General features: G+C 57.7%; 10 protein-coding genes. 7 read left to right on the forward strand and 3 right to left on the reverse strand.

Annotated elements, in window-relative coordinates; all coding sequences use genetic code 11:
- Positions 1–104 precede the first annotated feature (104 nt).
- A complete protein-coding gene (rseP, locus tag FY528_RS12180) occupies positions 105–1,415 on the forward strand; it encodes an RIP metalloprotease RseP (RefSeq protein ID WP_149071296.1) in 1,311 nt (436 codons plus the stop codon).
- 132 nt (positions 1,416–1,547) lie between these two features.
- Positions 1,548–2,048 carry a DUF6702 family protein gene (locus FY528_RS12185; protein WP_149071297.1) on the forward strand — a complete coding sequence of 167 codons (501 nt, stop codon included), beginning with the start codon at positions 1,548–1,550 and terminating at the stop codon, positions 2,046–2,048.
- Positions 2,049–2,282: 234 nt separating this feature from the next.
- Here the strand turns inward: FY528_RS12185 and FY528_RS12190 are convergent, their stop codons facing one another.
- The gene (locus FY528_RS12190) at positions 2,283–4,286 is read right to left on the reverse strand and encodes an OmpA family protein (RefSeq protein ID WP_149071298.1); all 2,004 of its coding nucleotides are present in this window, start codon (positions 4,284–4,286) and stop codon (positions 2,283–2,285) included.
- Positions 4,287–4,544: 258 nt separating this feature from the next.
- Here FY528_RS12190 and lon point away from each other — a divergent pair, with 258 nt between their 5' ends.
- The 3 genes from lon (at position 4,545) to hslU (ending at position 9,777) form a co-directional block, all read left to right on the forward strand.
- Positions 4,545–7,049, forward strand: a complete 2,505-nt coding sequence (gene lon / locus FY528_RS12195; protein WP_149071299.1) for an endopeptidase La — start codon at positions 4,545–4,547, stop codon at positions 7,047–7,049.
- A gap of 154 nt (positions 7,050–7,203) precedes the next feature.
- Positions 7,204–8,271, forward strand: coding sequence for a type IX secretion system protein PorQ (gene porQ, locus FY528_RS12200; RefSeq protein WP_149071300.1), 1,068 nt, complete (start codon positions 7,204–7,206; stop codon positions 8,269–8,271).
- A gap of 96 nt (positions 8,272–8,367) precedes the next feature.
- A complete protein-coding gene (gene hslU / locus FY528_RS12205; protein ID WP_149071301.1) occupies positions 8,368–9,777 on the forward strand; it encodes an ATP-dependent protease ATPase subunit HslU in 1,410 nt (469 codons plus the stop codon).
- A gap of 490 nt (positions 9,778–10,267) precedes the next feature.
- On the opposite strand, the gene FY528_RS12210 is transcribed toward hslU, so the two are convergent.
- Entirely contained in the window at positions 10,268–11,623 is a 1,356-nt protein-coding gene (locus FY528_RS12210; RefSeq protein ID WP_149071302.1) for a SusD/RagB family nutrient-binding outer membrane lipoprotein, read from the reverse strand.
- A gap of 20 nt (positions 11,624–11,643) precedes the next feature.
- Positions 11,644–14,958, reverse strand: a complete 3,315-nt coding sequence (locus tag FY528_RS12215; protein ID WP_149071303.1) for a SusC/RagA family TonB-linked outer membrane protein — start codon at positions 14,956–14,958, stop codon at positions 11,644–11,646.
- 171 nt (positions 14,959–15,129) lie between these two features.
- Here FY528_RS12215 and FY528_RS12220 point away from each other — a divergent pair, with 171 nt between their 5' ends.
- Together FY528_RS12220 and FY528_RS12225 are read left to right on the forward strand one after the other, a co-directional pair.
- Positions 15,130–18,216 carry a SusC/RagA family TonB-linked outer membrane protein gene (locus FY528_RS12220; RefSeq protein ID WP_149071304.1) on the forward strand — a complete coding sequence of 1,029 codons (3,087 nt, stop codon included), beginning with the start codon at positions 15,130–15,132 and terminating at the stop codon, positions 18,214–18,216.
- An 80-nt stretch (positions 18,217–18,296) separates the two neighbouring features.
- Complete coding sequence (locus tag FY528_RS12225) at positions 18,297–19,658, forward strand: RagB/SusD family nutrient uptake outer membrane protein (protein ID WP_262383988.1); 1,362 nt, start codon at positions 18,297–18,299, stop codon at positions 19,656–19,658.
- Positions 19,659–19,694 lie beyond the last annotated feature (36 nt).

Genomic DNA, 19,694 nt, shown 5'->3' on the forward strand with positions numbered 1-19,694 from the left:
CTGAAGACTTTCTGCCCTGGCAACGCCAACTGCGCCGATAAAACCGCCTGGCTGGCAACCACAACTGCCAACAAGACACTACCTAACTGACAACACACAACTGAATGGATATTTTGGTAATGGCCGGCCAGCTCATTTTGGGGCTGACGATTTTGGTAGGCGTGCACGAACTCGGGCACATGCTGACGGCCAAATGGTTTGGAATGCGGGTGGAGAAATTCTCCATTGGCTTTCCGCCCAAGATTTTTGGGAAACAGATTGGCGAAACCGAGTACATGCTGGGCGCTATTCCCCTGGGCGGCTTCGTGAAAATCACGGGCATGGTGGACGAGTCGCTCGACACCGAAGCCCTGAAAGAAGAGCCGAAGCCCTACGAGTTTCGCGCCAAGCCCGCCTGGCAGCGCCTTATTGTGATGCTCGGCGGCATCATCGTGAACGTGCTCACGGGCATTCTGATTTTTACGTTTATCACCTACCTCTACGGGGAAAGCTACCTGCCCGCCTCCGAGGTGCGCTATGGCATTGTGCCCAACAAGCTGGGCCAGGAAATCGGCTTCCGCACCGGCGACAAGATTGTAAAAATCAACGGCCGCCCGTTCACCGAGTTCAACGACGTGTACAGCCCCGAGGTGGTGCTGGGCTCGGGCAGCTACTACACTGTGGAGCGCGGCAACCAGCTGATTGACGTGCCGGTGCCCAATAACTTCATGGACCGCCTCTCCGACCAGGATCAGTCCTTGTTCGTGGCCCCGCTCGACCCGTTTGTGGTAGCCGAAGTGGTGCCCGGGCAGCCGGCTTCCAAGGCCGGCCTGAAAGCCGGCGACCGGATAGCCCAGGTAGCTGGTAAGCCTATTCAGTTCTTCCCGGAGCTACAGCAGGCCCTGAAGGACAACGCCGGCAAAGAAACCCCGTTGCTGGTGGAGCGCGGTGGTCAGACGGTGGCGCTGAAAGTAAACGTAGATGAAGACGGGAAAGTAGGCTTCCGGCCCAAGTCTCTGCTGCAGTACGCCACGCGCAAGTATAGCTTGGTCGAGTCGGTGCCGGCGGGTACCAAACAGGCGTTTGGCATTATCACCACCCAGATAAAGGCTTTTGGTAAGATCTTCCGCGGGGAGGCTTCGGCCCGCAAGTCGTTGGGTGGCCCCATGGCCATTGCCCAGCAGTACGGCGCCACCTTCGACTGGCTGAAGTTCTGGACCCTGACGGGCATGCTCTCCATGGTGCTGGCCTTCATGAACCTGTTGCCTATTCCGGCCCTGGATGGCGGCCACGTGATGTTCCTGACCTACGAAATGATTTCGGGCCGCAAGCCGTCGGATAAGTTTCTGGAGAATGCCCAAAAGGTGGGCATGGCCATGATTCTGAGTTTGATGGTGTTTGTGATTTTCAACGACCTGATTAAGTCTTTGTTTTAAGACTGCGTCTTTATAAAACTCCCCGCGGCAACTGAAACTTCGTTCCGTGGTCTGATTGTTGAACGGCAGCCGTTCAGCCAGGCCCCACGGAGTGAGCAGTTCCGGCGGGGAGTTTTTACGTTTCTTGAGTATATGCGTCGTCCTCTGCTATTCCTCTTCGGCTTGCTCTTGTGCAGCATGGCCGCTTTTGCCCACGCCTACCATACCAGCCTGATGGACGTGCGCTACAACGTGCAAAAGCAGCAGCTGGAAATTGCTCTGAAAGTCTTTACCGATGACTTCGAGAAGGCGCTGTCCGCCGGTCAGCCCCGGTCCATCAGCCTGGCGGATATGCCCGCGGCCCAAACCAACCCGCTGACGGCGGCTTACCTCAAGCGTACGTTGCACTTCGGCACCAAGCCCGGCGAAACGTTACCGCTCACCTACCTGGGCATGCAGCGCGAAGGTGATGCCCACTGGCTTTACGTCACCATCAAGCTGCCGGCCCAGCCAGTGCGTAGCCTGGTGCTGCACCACCAGCTGCTGCTGGCAGAATTCGACGACCAGATGAACATTGTGAATCTGGAAGCTGGTGGGCAAAAACAAAGCACTTTGTTTCGCGGCGGAGAGGAAAGTAAGACGCTCAGCTGGTAATGGCCTCACCCCGGCCCCGATGGCCTCACCCTCGACCCCTCTCCACGGGAGAGGGGGGCTAGCCGACCTCAAACGAAACAACGCCTCGGCTGATAAGCCGAGGCGTTGTCGCATACAAACAATTTTATTTGTGGTAGCGACTTCGGAGGCGCTAGCCGAAGAAGCCGCATGGGCAGGGCAGCGCGGCTGGCTCCCCTCTCCACGGGAGAGGGGCCGGGGGTGAGGCCAGAGCCATTACCACCCGGAGCCGGCCCCGGCATCCTTCGCGCCGCCAGCACCTTCGGGCTTAATAATCCGGAACTCTACGCGGCGGTTGGTGCGGGCATCTTCCTCAGTTACTTCATCCTTGAGGGGCTTGGTACTGCCGTAGCCCATACTATCGATACGGTTGGGCTTGAGCTTCCCTTTCTGCTCGATGTAGCGCCGGATGGCCTCGGCCCGGTCCTGGGAAAGTTTTTCGTTGAACTCGGGGTTGCCCCGCGAGTCGGTATGCCCTTCTATGCTGAGGCGGAAGTCGGGGTGGTCAACCATGAACAGGGCAATGCGGTCCAGCACGGGATGCATACTGGCCCGGATGCTGGCTTTGTCCTGGTCGAACTCAATGTTCTTAAAAATCAGGGGCAGCCCGTAGTCGATGGAGTTCGTCATGAGCTTCATCACGGTGTCGCCTTTCAGCTCCAGCTGCTTTTCCACGCTAAAAAAGTCGGGGCTCTGAATGAGCAGCACGTAGTGGGAGCCTTCAATCAGGTCGAAGTCAAACGAGCCGTCATCCCGGAGGTATTTGCTGGCGACTTCAATGCCATTATCCGTGTCGATAACACTCACAATCCCGTTGAGCGGCTTGCTGGATACGGAATCCAGCAGCGTGCCTTCTACGTGCGTGGTGGCCAGGGGCTGGGCTTCCATGGGCAGCGGGAAGGAGTAGAGGTCGAGGTTTTTGAGGGTTTTTTCTTCGGAGCGGGCGTAGTACAGGTTTTTGGAGTCCCCGTCGATGGTGAAGTAATACTCCGAGCCTTTGCCATTGACCAAGGGGCCGATGTTTTTGGGCTCCTGCCAGCGGCCCCGTACCCGGTAGGTTTTGTAAATATCGAAGTCGCCGAAATTGAGCAGCTGCCCCCGCGAGCTGAAGTACAGGACGTGGTAGAGCGGGTGGTAAAACGGACTTACCTCACTTTCGCGGGTGTTTACAATGGGGCCCATGTTCTGGGCCGCCGACCATTCTCCGTTTTTCAGCTTGTGGGTAAACCAGATATCCGACATGCCAAAGCCCCCGAGCCGGTCGGAGGCGAAATACAGGGTGTCCTCCCCGGGTGAAAGGGTGGGCTGGGAGTCCCAGGCTTTGGAGTTGACCTGTGCGCCTAGGCTTTTCGGTACGCTCCATTCGCCATTAGCCCCTAGCTTGGCCACATACAGGTCGCAGTTGCCGTTGCACTCCAGGCACTCGCAGCGGGCAAAGTACAGGGTTTTGCCATCCTTGCTCAGGCAGGCCGAGCCTTCGTTGTATTGGGAGTTGATGGGTTTGGGCAGGGGCTCGGCGTCCGTCCAGGATTCGCCCTCACGCCGCGACAGGTACAGGTCTTCGTCGACGATGCTGTAGAGCCCGCGCACCTTGCGCTTGGAGGAGAAAATCAGCAGGTCGGCATCGGCCGTAATGGCAGGGCCATAATCCGGCGCGTCGGAGTTCACGGCCGAGCCCATGCTGGTGTACACGCCCTTGGGCGGGCGAAAGGTGGCAATGTTTTTCCGGTACTCCACCAAGGCGTAGTACTCCTTAAGCGGGACGTACAAATCGGTGTCTTTCTGCTCCAGGGAGTCATAGTACAGCTGGACCTTGCGCACGTCCTGGCGGTGGTGCTTCAGGGCCAAGCGGTAGTAGGCCTTGGCTTTTTCTTCCTGGTTGGCTCGTTCGCACAACTGGCCCAGGCGCCAGAGCATGTTGGTGTCGCGGTAGAAATTCTCGATGCCAAACTGGGCTACGTATTGCTCCAGCAGGGTACGAGCCTGGGCATAGTTGTGGCGCTTTTCAGCCTGCTGAATGGCTTTAAGGGCTTTCTTATTGTAAAAGTAGGGGAGGCGGTTTACGTTCAGAAACTCCGGAGTGCCGTCGGGACGCAGCCGGAGCTGGCGCACTTGCCGGGGTTTTAGCGGGCGCTGCCGCAGGTTTCCTTGGGCGTTGGCCCCCAACGCCAGGCTTACCAACGTAAGCAGTAGCCACGCAAAAGCAATAATTCGAGACATAAAAATACTGTACCGGCGAACCGCTGCTCTGAGTGGAGCTTGGTAGGTTCAAAAATAGGAGAATTTCTACGTTTCTCACGTGGGCGCTGCCTCAATCGGTTGCGGGCCGCCCTGCCAGATTTTTTCCCTGGAAAATGACAACGCGCAGCCGTGGCACAGCAGTTGTCAATCCGGTATATTCAGTAGCTTCCGTTCGCTGCGGGTGTAGGTATGGTTTTCTTCCTGCCAATCTGACACCGCAGCGGTACTTCTTTCTCTATGAGTCACGATTCTTCCTCACCTGTTGCCTTCGCCCGCGTACTGCTGGCGGCCGCCGATCCGGCCGAAGTAGTTACCATTACCGTTCCGGATGCCGATCAGCCAATTTCCGCTGATGAGGCGCCGGCCTCCCTGCCGCTGCTGCCGGTGCGCAATACGGTACTGTTTCCCGGCGTGGTGCTGCCCGTTACCGTCACGCGCAAGAAAAGCATTCGGCTGGTGCGCAAGGCGTACCGGGGAAATAAGATTGTGGGTGTGGTAGCCCAGAAAAACGGGCAGAGCGACGACCCCAGCCTGCAGGATTTGTATCAGGTAGGTACCATGGCCAAGATCCTGAAACTGCTGGTGCTGCCTGATGGCAACACCACCATCATCATTCAGGGCCAGTCGCGGTTTCAGATAGAAGAGCAGCTGCAGGAAACGCCCTACCTCACGGCCCGGGTACAGTACCTGGCCGATTCGTTTCCGAATAAAAGCACCAAGGAAGTAAAAGCGCTGGTGGCGTCGCTGAAGGATGCGGCTACCAAGATGATGAAGCTCAACCCCGAAGTGCCCCAGGAAGCGCAGGTGGCCGTCGACAACATCGACTCGCCGTCGTTCCTGACGCACTTCCTTTCTTCCAACATCAACGTGGAGGTGGGAGTAAAGCAGCAGCTACTGGAAACCTCCGATGGGGTGCAGCGTGGTACCCAGCTCCTGGAGCTGATGCTAAAGGAAATTCAGCTTCTGGAAATCAAGCGCGAAATCCAAACCAAGGTACACACCGACATCGACCAGCAGCAGCGGGACTACTTCCTGCGGCAGCAGATCAAGGTGCTGCAGGACGAGCTGGGCTTCGACGGCCCCGACCAAGAAGTGGAAAAGCTGCGGCAGCGGGCCAAAACCAAGCAATGGTCGGAAGCCGTAGCCAAGCACTTCACCAAGGAAATCGACAAGCTCAGCCGCATCAACCCGCAGGCCGCCGAGTACCCCGTAAGCCTCAACTACGTGGAGTTTCTGCTGGACCTGCCCTGGGCCGAGTACACCAAAGATAACTTCAACCTCAAGCGCACCCAGCGCATCCTCGACCAGGACCACTACGGCATGGAGAAGGTGAAGGCGCGCATCATTGAGTACCTAGCGGTGCTGAAGCTTAAGAACGACCTGAAAGCGCCTATTCTGTGTTTGTATGGCCCGCCCGGCGTGGGCAAAACCAGCCTGGGCCGCTCGGTAGCCGCAGCGCTGGGCCGCAAGTACGTGCGCATGAGCCTGGGTGGGGTACGTGATGAGGCCGAAATCCGGGGGCACCGCAAAACCTACGTGGGCGCCATGCCCGGCCGCATCATCTCCCAGATCAAGAAAGCCGGCGTTTCTAACCCGGTCATCGTGCTCGACGAAATCGACAAGCTGGCTTCCGACTTCCGCGGCGACCCGCAGTCGGCCCTGCTGGAGGTGCTCGACCCCGAGCAGAACGCCACCTTCACCGACAACTACCTGGAAGTCGAGTACGACCTTTCCAAGGTGCTCTTCATTGCCACCGCCAACTCCCTCGATACCATTCATCCCGCCCTGCGCGACCGGATGGAAATCATCGACCTGACGGGCTACACCCTGGAGGAGAAAACCCAGATTGCCAAAAAGCACCTTTGGCCCAAGCTCCTGCACGAGCACGGCCTGGGCTTGAAGGATGTAAGCATCAGCACGCCGGCCCTGCAGCGCGTGATTGATGACTACACCCGCGAGTCGGGGGTGCGCAGCCTGGAGCGGAAACTGGGCGGCGTGGTGCGCAACGTAGCCAAGAGCAAGGCCATGAAGGAAGCTTACCCGGCCACCCTGGAGCCCAAGGACATTACCCGCATCCTGGGCGCCGCCATTTTCGACCGCGACCAGTACCAGGACAACGAAACGGCTGGTGTAGTGACGGGCCTGGCCTGGACCTCCGTGGGCGGCGACATCCTGTTTATCGAAAGCCTGCTCAGCCGGGGCCGGGGTAAGCTCACCCTTAGCGGGCAGCTCGGCGACGTGATGAAGGAATCGGCCGTGACGGCGCTCAGCTACCTGCGCAGCCGGGCCGAGGGGCTGGACATCGACTACCGCCTCTTCGACCAGTACGACTTGCACATTCACTTCCCAGAAGGTGCCGTGCCCAAGGATGGTCCTAGCGCGGGTATTGCCATCTTCACCAGCATTGCGTCGGTGTTCACCCAGCGCAAAATCCGCTCCCACCTGGCCATGACGGGCGAAATTACCCTGCGCGGCAAAGTGCTGCCGGTAGGCGGGATCAAGGAGAAGATTCTGGCGGCTAAGCGCGCCGGGGTACGGGACATTATTCTGTGCCACAAAAACCGCAAGGACATCGACGAAATTCCGGCGGAATACCTCAAGGACCTCACCATCCACTACGCCGACCGCGTGGACGACGTGCTGCGCGTGGCTTTGCTGGCGGAGAAAGTGGCGCATCCCATGAAGCTGGTAGTGCGCGACGAGGTGCTACCGCTGCCCGCGCCCAGCGTGGAAGTACAATAAATGCGGGTTGTTCGTTGTTGGTTGTCAGTTGTTCGGCCGGGAGTGGTAGCTTTCGGTAAGAAGGGAGCAGCAGGCTAATACCTAAAGGCTGCGTGCTACCACAAATCAGCGCCGACCAACTGACAACGAATAACAAGCAACTAAGAATAAGTAGATGAGGCACGCGCTACGCATTCGGATAAGTATTGGCTGCTGGCTGCTGGGGCTGCTGCTGAGTGGCCCGGCGGCTACGGCGCAGCTGGGGGGGCAGCGCGCTTTCTCGTTTCTGACGCTGCCACCCAGCGCCAAGCTGGCTGGCCTTGGCAGTGCCAACGTCTCCTCCCGCGACGCGGATGTGACCATGCTCTACGGTAACCCCGCGCTGCTGAACGAGCAGATGGATGGTCGCCTCTCCCTCACGTACATCGACTACCTGTCGGACATCAAGCAAAGCACCGCCACCTACGTGCACAACTCCGACCGGCTGGGTCGGCTGGGCTTCGGGCTGACCTACCTGAACTATGGCCGGTTCGAGCAGTTTGATGCCGCCGGCAACCCGCTGGGCGAGTTTTCGGTGAATGAGTACGCCCTGGGCGTTACCAAGTCCGTCACCACGGGGCCGTTTACCATGGCGGGCACGGCCAAGCTGGCCGTATCGGGTATTGCCGGCAACCACGCGCTGGGCGCCCTGCTCGACGCTGGTGGCCTGTTCAAGCACCCCGAAAAGGACTTTACCGTGGGCCTGGTGATAAAGAACCTGGGCTACCAGTTTAAGCCCTACTCGGGCTCCGACCGGGAGCCTCTGCCCTTGGACGTGCAGATTGGCGCTTCCATCAAGCCCGAGCACATGCCCCTGCGCATGTCCATTACCGCGCATAATCTGCAGCAGTTCGACATCGTATACCTCGACTCCACCCAGCGCGGTACGCTGGATGAAAACAACGAGGAGCAGAAGCCTAAAAAGTCAGTGGGCGACAAAATTGCCCGGCACTTTGTGGTGGGCGGGGAGCTTATTCTGAGTAAGAACTTCAACGTGCGCATCGGCTATAACCACCTGCGCCGCCGCGAGCTGCGGCTGGATACCAGCTCGGCCGGTGCCGGCCTGAGCTTTGGCCTCACGTTCCGTCTCAGCCAGTTTCAGCTCGACTATACCCGGGCCTACTACCACGCCAGCGGAGCCAGCAACTACTTTACCTTGTCCCGAAGTCTGGCTTCGATTTTTCAAAAGGAGCCCGGCAGTTAGGCTGCCTGGGTCGGTTTTTCGTACGGAGCCCCGGTTACCGGGCAACCCTTGGGAGTTGCCCGTACTCTTCCTTGCCGATTGTTTTTCCTGCTTTTTATGCTCGACGCGACTAGTTTCCTCACTCCGGTCCAGATTGTGGCCGAACTCGATAAGTACATCATTGGCCAGCACGATGCCAAGCGGCACGTGGCCATAGCCCTGCGCAACCGCTGGCGCCGCCTGCACGCCCCGCTGGCTATGCAGCGCGAAATTGTGCCCAACAACATTCTCATGATCGGCTCCACGGGTGTGGGCAAAACCGAAATTGCCCGGCGGCTGGCCAGCATTGCCGATGCGCCCTTCACCAAGGTAGAAGCCTCTAAGTTCACGGAAGTAGGCTACGTGGGCCGCGACGTGGAAAGCATGGTGCGCGACCTGGTAGAGCAGTCGGTGAACATGGTCAAGCAGCGCCGCAAGGAAGCTGTGAAATCCCAGGCGGCCCAAGCCGTGGAAGACGTTATCCTGGATGCCCTGATTCCGCCGGTAAGCGGCGTTGGCTTAAGCCGCCCCCCGGGTTTTGGCAATATCACTGACCTCACCGCCATGCCTGACTCAGATCAGGAGTTGAATGAGCGGACGCGGGAACGGTTCCGGGAGAAAATCCGGGCAGGGGAGTTAGATGACCGAAAAATTGAAATCCAGGTACAGCAGAATGCCACGGCCGGGCTGGGGGTCGTGGGCGGCCCCGCGGGCATCGACGAAGCTTCCATGGCGGGCCTGCAGGATATGCTGGGGTCCATGCTGCCCAAGAAAACGCGCAAGCGCAAAGTCACCATTGCCGAGGCCCGCAAAATCCTGCTTGATGAGGAGGCCGCTAAGCTGATTGATATGGACGAAGTAAAAGATGAAGCTATTCGCCTGGCTGAAAACGCGGGCATCATCTTCATCGACGAAATCGACAAAGTAGCCAGCCGCAGCGGCAAGGGTGGGGGCGGGCCCGATGTGAGCCGGGAAGGGGTACAGCGCGACTTGCTTCCCATCGTGGAAGGCTCGGCCGTCAGCACCAAGTACGGGGTCATCCACACCGACCATATCCTCTTCATCGCGGCCGGGGCCTTCCACGTAGCCAAGCCCAGTGACCTGATTCCGGAGCTGCAGGGACGTTTTCCTATTCGGGTAGAGCTGCAAAGCCTCACCAAGGACGATTTCTACCGCATCCTCAAAGACCCCAAAAATGCCTTGACCAAGCAATATGAAGCGCTGCTGCAGGCCGAGGAAGTGGCCCTGAGCTTCGACGACAGCGCGCTGGAGCGTCTGGCTGAAATAGCCTTTGACGTAAATACTGACGTAGAAAACATCGGAGCCCGCCGCCTGCACACCGTCATGAGCCGGCTGTTGAATGACATCCTTTTTGATGTGCCCGACAAGATTGGTCCCAATGCCCGGATCCTCATTACCCGCGAGCTGGTGGATGAGCGGCTGCAAGGCATGGTCCGCAACCGCGACTTGAGTCAGTATATTCTGTAAGGCGCTGGATGTGGTGTCTTGTCCGGCTATTGGGCAATAGAAATAAGGCAAGGGCCCCGCTCGGATTTTCCGGTGGGGCTTTTTGCTGGCTGATGGGTGTGGGTAGGAAGTACGTACATAAAGACCAGACGTGGGCACTATGTCTTGTAGAAATGCACGGCTACGTGGCGTTTGGCTTGGCGGGCGTGGCGCTGGGGGCACTGGCATCCGCTTTTGCCAGCTCACGCCGTAGCGGTTACTGTGCAACGGCGCTGGATACCGCAGCGCCGTTATGTCTGCTTATAGCTCCACTCGCGGGGGAGTACTTCGCCCACCACGGCCAACTGAAAGAGTAAATGGTAGTTGCGCTGGCTGCACCGCTCATGCGGCTCCCCCTCGTTTGGTATGGCATCTTATGAGAAGGTGGTAACCTATAGTCAGAAAGGATGAGGGTACAAAAAAAGGCCTTCCCGATACCGGGAAGGCCTTTTTAAATGATACTAGGATGCGGTTAGTTGTTCACCGGGGTAGGTACAAATAGGCCAGGCAAAGGCGAGGGCGTATTTGTATTGGTGTTCACTTCGCTCTGCGGATACAGGAAGCGCTGAGGGATAGAGGTTGCTCCATTGCCTTTAATAGGCAGACCCAAAGCATTATCGGTACGACGTACATCGTTGAAAGCTTCAATCTGACCGATAAACGTTACATAACGCTCCGTCAGAATTTCTTTCAACAGACCACCAGCGGGAATATCGGCTGCTTCGTAAGCTGCATACGTACCATCGAACATAGCCTCCAGTGTTGCACGATGATTGTTCAACGCTGTCAGCGCCAGGTCAGACTGGCCTTTGCGTGCGTACGCTTCAGCCAGGATCAACTGGTTTTCCGAATAGGTAACCAGCGGGTAAGCTGCGTCGGGTGCCGAGAAGCCTTCTCCTACGCGAATACCGTAGTTGTTGCCGCTGGCAGCAGGGGAGAAATAATAAGCAAAACGCCCCGCTTCATTGGTTTTTGCGTTGTTGCGGTTGTTAGCCGTGCCTGCTCTGCTGGGGTCCAGAATATTGGCCGCATACGAATTAGTGGCACCCAGATAGCCGTTGCGCTCCAGTTCCAGGAACTGATAGTAAACATTTTGCGCCCCGCTGCCGTCGGCGTGGGCCACTACCCAGTCATTGGCGGGCGAGCTAATGCCTAATTTTGCCGAGGCAATAGCATTGTCATAGTCACCAACGTGGAGGTAGTAGCGGGCTTTCAGCGTGTGGGCAGCTGCAGTCCACTTGGCTTTGTCGCCCTGGTACACAAGGTCCGTGGCCGGAATGCCGCCCACTTTGCCCAGGTTTTCAATGGCCGTTGTCAGCAGCTGCTGTAAGTCGGCGTAAACCTGCGCTTGGGGATCAAAAACCGGATTTGGAAACTCGTCGCGGTTGCCTGCCTGCCGGTAAGGAATGTCTCCGAACAGTGCCGTGGTGGTGCCAGCCGTGTGGGCTTCCAGTACCTGCGCAACGCCTTGTAAGGCTTGGTTGCCCGTGGATCCGGCTGCACTACTCATCAAACGGGCCTGGGTAAGGGCGTTGTAGTAAGCCAGCGACCAAACGTCGTCAAAAGTACCAGCCGTCACCTGATAGGCATCAGTGGGTATGTACTGACGGTCTTCGCCGGTAAACTGAGCAGTCCACATAGCTGCAATCCGGGAGGCATCCCCTTCGTGATAAAGAGCATCAGCCAGGATAACGCCCTGTAGCAAGTTAGGAGCAGCTACCTGAGACGGGTTATTGGGGTCAATGTCCAGATCCTTGATGAAATCTTCGCAGGAAGCCAGCGCCAGACCCAAGGATAGGAGAGCTATGTATTTAAATGGTTTTTTCATCCGTAAAAGCAAGAAAAGAGTTAGTACGTAATGCGTACACCTACCAGGAAGGAGCGAGTTCCCGGGTTGTTAAAATACTCCAGGCCACGACCGTTCGATACCCCAGTCAGGTTGGTTTCTGGGTCTACGCCCTTGAACTCTTTCGACCAGATAGCCAGGTTACGGCCCGTCAGGGTGAATTCCACGTTGTTAAGGCGCGTCAGGCTACGGAATTTCTCCGAAGTAAGCGAGTAGCCCAGCGTCAGCTCGCGGATACGCGTCCAGGTAGCGTCCTGAATGAACTGCTCCGACAAGGTGCCGAAACCGCCACCCTGGCTCTGCCACCAGCTCTGATCGAGGGCTACCGGGCCACCGCCGAAATCCTGGATGCGACCACGGAACGTGAAGGAGCCATCTGCATTCGCCTCATAGACCTCGTTTACTTTAAGGTTTCTCTTCAGTTCAGTATCATAAGCATAGGTGACAGTATTGGCTGCATCGGCTGCCGATAGGCTCACTTCGCTGTCGGTAAACTTAGACGTGCCAAAGGTGCGCAGTATGCCTTCCGTGCCCGCCCAGATGTCGCCGCCAAAAGACGTCTCCAGCAAGCCGAACAGACGGAAACCTTTGTAGCTAAGGGTAGTATTCAGGCCCGAGCGCCATTTGGGGTTAGGGTCACCGATAACGCCTTCTGTAGCGGCCGTTTGCGGGAAGCCATTAGCGTCAAGGACAATGTCACCAGCATCGTTGCGGTCGTAACGGCCGCCCCACAGCACACCAATGGGTTGGTCTTTTACGGCTCGTGACGAGGTGCCGGCGAAGCCCGCCAGGAAGATAGACTCAGCACCGCGCAGATCTAGTACTTTGTTGCGGTTACGGGTCCAGTTGCCACCCACATTCCAGGTGAACTTGTCCGTCTTGATTACGTCCGCGTTGAGGTCGATTTCCACCCCGCGGTTCTCCAGTTCAGCGGCGTTGGCCCACTCGTTGGTGTAACCCGTGGAGCTTGCTACTGGCACTTGCAGAATGGCATCCGTAACCTTGTTGTAATAGTAAGTACCGCTCAGGCTGATGCGGTCTTGCAGGAAGCGCAGGTCCAGACCGGCTTCGGTTTCCTGCTTGCGCTCAGGGCGCAGGTTGGGGTTGCCGCGGAGGTTGCTACGCGCAAACGAACCGTCGTAGGCACCAGGATCCAGCGTTGGGCCAAAGCTCTCAACGTTAGAAGCCCCGAAGAAAATGTCACGGGTTACGTACACCTGGGGTTCCAGACCTACCTGTCCATAAGCGACACGCGCCTTGGCAAAGCTCAGAAACTGGTTGTCGGCCAGGAAGGGCAGGCGCGAGAATTGCCAAGCCAGGTCAGCCGAAGGGTAGAAGAAACGGCTCTTGGCTTCGCGGCCAAAAGTAGAGGCGTTTTCCAGGCGGCCCGAGGCGTTCAGGAACAGCTGATCAGCAAAGGCCAGGTTCAGCGTGGCGTAGCCAGCCGAGTTGCGGCGCTTGGTTTCCGAGTCAAAGGCTGCGGTGTTCTCGCGCGAGGCGTTGCTGAAGAAGCTCAGGTCGCGCACGTCGAGGATAAAGTTGCGGTAGGTGGCCCCCACGTTTTTAGACTGGCGCTGGTTCAGGTTCATCCCCACCAGGACCGTGCCGCTGAGCAGGTTGGAAAAGGAGTGGGTTGCCTTAGCGAAAAAGTCTCCGTTCAGCTGGGTTTCAGTGATAAGTTCTTCCGTTGCGGCACCCAGGCCCCCGTTTTCAGCCGAGTTGATGGGGAACAGGTCACGGCGGAAGTCCGAGTACGTATCAGCGCCTACCCGAGCCGTGAAGTTCAGCCAGGGCAAAGGATCCAGCCCGATTTCCGTAGAACCGATAAAACGGTCTACTTCGTTCGGGTTCTTCTGCTGCTGGATGGTCCAGAGCGGGTTGTTGTAGATCGGGTTGGGGTTGTTACCCGTCTGACGACGGTAAGAACGCTGACGGTTCGGGTACACGCCCGTAGCATCAATGTACGTACCGATGTAGTCTTCCTGATCGAAGTCAGGAGCCTGACGCAGGTAGCCCAGGTACAGCCCACTCACGTTTGAGCCCTGCTGGATACGGTTGGCGACTACGCGGCTGTAGGAGCCATTGGCTGCAATACGGAAAACGTTGTTGAAGCGGCGCTCTGCGTTAATGCGGCCGGTGGTACGACGGTAGTCGGAGCCGTAGCGAATGATACCCTCCTGGTTTAGGTCGGAAAGGCTCACGTAGATATTTGCGTCCTTGTTACCAGCGCTCAAGCTCAGGCTGTTTTCCAGGAAGTGGCCCGTCTGGAAAATGCTGTTGAAGTTCTTGTCGAGGTAAGTTTCCCGGCTGTTTTTCTTGGTGATAGGATAGTAAACGGTACCATCAGCAGCTACAAACGAAGCGCCAGTGGTGTTTACCTCGTCGGCGCCGCCGGTACGGGTGGAAATCTTGTCACCGTAGCTGTTGGCATTGGTGCTAGCGCCAAGCGCAGCTACCCCGCCAGAACCACGACCGTAGGTATCCTGCAAGTCGTGGGTATAGGAAATACGGTCGGCCGAGTAAGTAGCGCCGTAGGTAACACTCAGTTTACCACTCTCCGAGTTTCCTTTCTTAGTCGTAATAACCATTACCCCGTTGGCGGCCCGTGAGCCCCAGAGAGCGGCAGCGGCGGCGCCTTTCAGAATCTGCACCGAGGCAATATCATTGGGGTTGATATCGTTCAGGCGGGACTGCTGCGCTACGCCAGCCGTGTTAGTGGCACCCGTGCCGCTGATGAAAGAGCTGTTTGAGATAGGCACCCCGTCAACAATAATCAGGGGCTGAAGCGTACCAGTAATGGTGCTCTGGCCGCGAATCTGGATGTAAGCGCCAGCGCCCGGGTCACCAGTGGAACGGGTGATCTGCAGGCCGGAAGATTTGCCCGACAGACCCGTGATAACGCTGGTTTCACCGGATTGTACCACAGCCTCACCACCTACACGGGTGGTGGCAGTGCCTTGCTCGTCTTTAGCCTGGGTAAGACCCAGAGCCGTTACCACAACTTCATTCAGTTGCTTGGTATCAACTTCCAAGGCTATGTCAATAGTGGTGCTATTTCCAATAGCACGCTCCACGTTGCGGTAGCCTACAAAGCTGAACTGCAGGGTGGTAGCCGAAGCCGGTACGCTCAGGCTGTACGTGCCATCGGAGTTGGTGGAGGCACCCACGGTGGTGCCTTTTACCAGGACGGTCACGCCGGGTAACCCCTGGTTGTTTTCCCGGTCGGTGACCCGACCAGAAACCGTTCGGTCCTGTGCCACGGCTTGCTGCAACAAGGCCGTTAAAAACAGGAAACTCAGGAATATGAGTTTTTTCATTAGTGAATGGATTGGAGTGAGTGAAAGGTAAGCGGGTGAAAAATGAAAAAAATGAAAGTTTACTTGCGACAAGTATACAGATAAAGCACCGCTAATCAAACTTATGCTAGGTGGTAAACGGCCCAGAAATGTTCACTCACCATTCAACCACAACCCAAAACCCTTACTTGCATGAGAATACTCTTTTCACTACTAAGCTTCTTATTGTTTACCGCGCTGTTGCAGCACGTGGTAGCGCAGGACAGAAGCATATCGGGCCGGGTAACGGACGTTGCAAATGGCCAAGGATTACCTGGCGTGACGGTGCTAGTGAAAGGCACCACCGTTGGCGCCTCCACCAACTCCGATGGTTCTTACACCATCTCCGGGGTACCGGCCACCGCCTCCGCCCTCACGTTTAGCTTTATCGGCTACCGCACGGTTGAGCGCCCTATCGGCAACGCCACGACGGTAGACGTTGGCCTGTCGGTAGATACCCGCCAACTGGATGAGGTAGTAGTTACTGGCCTTGCCACAACCGTTAAGCGTTCTAATCTAGCCAACGCGGTAACTACTATATCGGCCAAAGAACTGGTGGGCAGCACGCGGCCGGTAACGGTGGACGCCGCCCTGAACGGAAAAATCGTGGGGGCCAACATTGCGCAGACCAGTGGTGCCCCGGGCGGGGGCGTAGCTATCCAGCTGCGCGGTATCTCCTCCCTGACTGGTGGTACCCAGCCGCTGTACATTATCGATGGAGTGTACGCCGTAAATGCCGAAGTTGGCAACGGGGCCGGGGCCGCCGCTTTCTCTGCGGCTGCTTCTACCACAACTGGCCGCTCAACGCAGGATAATCCGGTGAACCGTCTCTCTGATTTGAACCCCAATGATATTGAGAGCATTGAAGTACTAAAAGGATCCAGCGCCGCTGCTATCTATGGGCAGCGCGCCAACGCAGGGGTTATTATCATTAAAACCAAGCGTGGACAAGCGGGCCAGACCCGCGTGAGCCTGTCGCAGGACATTGGTTTCGCTAAAGCGTGGCGCCTGCTGGGTAAAGAAGACTGGACCCCGGAAAAAATTGACCGCTACTACCCGTTGCCGGCTCCATTGGGTCCCGACGCGACGCCGGCGCAGGTAACGGCCTACAATAAAGCCCTGGAGGCTGCCAACGCTAGCCGTACCAGTGAAAAGGAGGCCTTAAAGCAGGCCCAGGATAATGGGCAGATCCACGACTACGAAAAGGAAGTCTTTGGCAATACCGGCTTTATCCGCAACACCTCGGTCAGCGTATCGGGGGGCTCAGACAAAACGAAGTTCTACGTGTCTGGCACCACCACCGACGAGAAAGGCATTGTGAAGCGCACGGGCTTTGAGCGCCACTCTATCCGGGCCAACGTTGACCACAAAATTGGGAAACGAATTGACATAGGTTTGTCCTCGGGCTACTTCAACTCAACTAACCGCCGAGGCTTTACCGGTAACGACAACCGCGGTGTGAGCCTAGGATACACCCTGGCTTACGTGCCCAGCTACGCGCAGCTGTTCCCCAATGAGCAGGGTATCTTCCCAAGCAACCCCTACGGTGGCGACAACCCCTTGGCTATTGTGGAACGGTCTATCAACGAAGAAACGACTAATCGCGCGGTACAGGCCGCCAGCACTACGGTGCGTATCATCGAAAATGAACGGTCGTCGCTGCGCCTGGCGCTGCAGGGCGGCATCGATTATTCCAACAGCAACGCCTTTCTGGCCCTGCCGGCCGATTTGCAGTCGCAGCGCAACCTGCCCGTACCGGCTGACCGTGGCGCCGTGCGCGTGGCCAAAAACCAGTTTTTCAACTCTAACCTGCAGGGTTTCCTCGTTTACGACTGGCGTGTAGGCGAAAGATTAAACCTGACTTCGCAGGTGGGTATGGTACGCCTGCGGCTGGAGCGTAACCTGAGCTTCAGCCAGGGCCGCGGCCTGGCACCCGGCGAGCCGTTGACGCCTAACCGCAGCTCCAACGTATCCCAGGAAGTAGAATTCCTGACGGAACAGGACTTGGGCTTGGTGGCGCAACAAGAGGCCAACTTCAATGATCAGATAATTGCTACGGCGGGCATCCGCTTCGATAAGTCCAGCCGCAACGGCGACCCGAATAAGTACTACGCTTTCCCCAAGGCTTCGTTGGCCGTGAACGTGGCCAAATTCGGCTTCTGGGCACTCGAGCCGATGAACCTGCTGAAGCTGCGCGCCGCCTACGGCGAAACCGGGGCACCAGCATTCTTCGGCGCTACTTACTCGCCGCTGGTCAACATCACCACCGGCTCGCAAGCCGGCTTTCTCCCCTCCACTGTGGTAGGTAACCCCGCTATCGGGCCCGAGCGTGCCACGGAGCTGGAGTTTGGTGTCGATGCGGGCTTCCTGGACAACCGCATCGGGCTGGAAGCCACTTACTACAACAAAACGGCCAAGGACCTGATCAATACATTTGTACTGGCTCCGAGCACTGGTGTAACGTCGGTGCGGGCTTTCCCGGTGGGTGACTTGCGCAACCGCGGCATCGAACTGGCACTGAACGCAACGCCGGTGCGTAGCGAGAACTTCACCTGGACTTCCTCGACGCAGTACTGGTTTAACCGCAGCGAAGTGACGCGCATAGTGGTTCCGTCTTTCAACACGGGCCTGGGTTTCGGTAACTCATTTGGCCGCAACGTGTTTGCGCTGGGGCAGTCGCCTTCGCGCTGGTACGGCAGCCCGGTGAATGCCGTGGACAATGCCAGTAACCCAAGCTTCCTGACGCGCTATGAGGATGCGCAGCCACGCTTCCAGATGTCGTTTCAAAACAGCTTCACGTTCCTGCGCAACTTTGAAGCATCGTTCTTGCTGCACTGGCGCAAAGACTCGTACACCAGCAACCTGAGCCGGCTGCTGCAGGATGAGGGTGGGACCACCGAGGATTGGAGCCGCGACGACGACGGCAACGGCGTAGTCAACGGTTTGCAGCGGCAGTCGCAGCCGGCCCGCGAGTTTATTCAGAACAGTGGTTACCTGCGTCTGCGCGAAGCCAGCCTGTATTACTCTGTGCCAGCCAGCATCCGCACCAGCCTGTTCAAAGATTACATTCGCTCCATTCGAGTGGGCGTATCGGGGAACAATTTGCTGACTTGGACTGATTATGTGGGCTACGACCCTGAAGTGTCCAATTTCGGCTCGACCTCCAACTTTGCCCAAGTAGACGTGAGCAGCTACCCGAACACGCGGCGTATGTTCTTCCACCTCAACCTCGAATTCTAAGCCAAACGGCTAGTACAATTATGCATACACTTCCTTTTTTACAGCTTCGACCGCTGCTAACAGTTGGGGCTTTGGTAACGATGCTTAGCCTGAATGGCTGCGGCTTCATGGAAATTGAGCCGGTATCGGACCCCAACAACGCCAGCATCGAGAGCGTACTCACCAACGCTTCGCTGCCGCAACTCAACGCGCTGGCCGTAGGCACTGAGGCCTCCCTGCGCCTGGGGCACGCCAATAACAGCTCCTATAACCAAGTGGTGGGTACGCTGGGCCGGGAGGTCACCGTGCTTGCTACAACGGAAAGCCGCTGGTACGCGGAACTGCAGGGCCGCCGCGGTACCTCATCAATTGACGTACTCGACGATGGTGCATTTTACAACGAGCAATACACCGATTTTGCCCGGGTAGGCCGGGCGGCCCGTGTGCTACGGCTGTCGGCTGAAAACTCGCAGGTGGTGTCAGCACCCCAGAAGCTGGCCATTTCGGGCTTTAGCCGCACGTATGAGGCCCTAAGCAAGCTGCATCTGCTCAATCTGCAAGGCGAGAACGGCATCCGCATCAACCTGGATGACATCCGCCGGCCAGGCCCGTTTGTGTCGCAGGCTGAGGGATTGACCGATATCCGCAAGCTGCTGGACCAGGCTGATCAGGACCTGAGTAACGCCAGCGAAAAGTTTCCCTTCCAGCTTTCCGGCGGTTTCACTGGCTTCGATACCCCGGCTACATTCCGCAAGTTCAACCGGGCCCTGGCTGCCCGCGTAGCGCTTTATCAGGGCGACAACGCGGGGGCACTGGCAGCCTTGGAGGCTTCTTTCTACAGCCGGACGGCCAGCCTGACGCTGGGTCCCAAGATTACGTTCAGCCCCACTACGGCCGGCGACGTAGGCAACCCCTACGCCCAGCAGGCCAACGCCCGCCCCTCGACGCTGGTGACCGTGCCTGATAACGTGGTGAACGAAGCCGAGCCCAACGACCGGCGACTAAGTAAGATGCCGCGCCGCACGGACCCGCAGGCATTCACCGTAGGTGGCATCACCGCCAACTATGATGCGCTGGTATACACTTCGGGCACGGCACCCATCGACATTATCCGCAACGAGGAACTGATTCTAATTGCTGCCGAAGCCCGGGCCCGTACCAACAACTTCGCGGGCGCGTTGGAGGATATCAACGTTATCCGTACGCAGGCTGGCGGACTGCCTGCCCGCACTGCCGCTGAGCTAGGCGACAACGAGAACAGCTATATTGAGGAGATTCTGCGTCAGCGTCGTTACTCATTGTTCTACGAAGGCCACTGGTGGGTAGATCTGCGCCGCTTAAACCGCTTGAATGCGGCCCCGGCACCCGGCGTTACCCTAGCATACACCGCGCCGCCGTTTAAGCTGTTCAACCGGATGGAGCGCCCGTTCGCAGAAAAGCAGTGGGATGTTGCTAACCCCTAACCGGGATGTGCTTTAATAAAAAAAGACCGTCAGCTA

It is taken from the genome of Hymenobacter lutimineralis, assembly GCF_008271285.1.
Lineage (GTDB): Bacteria > Bacteroidota > Bacteroidia > Cytophagales > Hymenobacteraceae > Hymenobacter > Hymenobacter lutimineralis.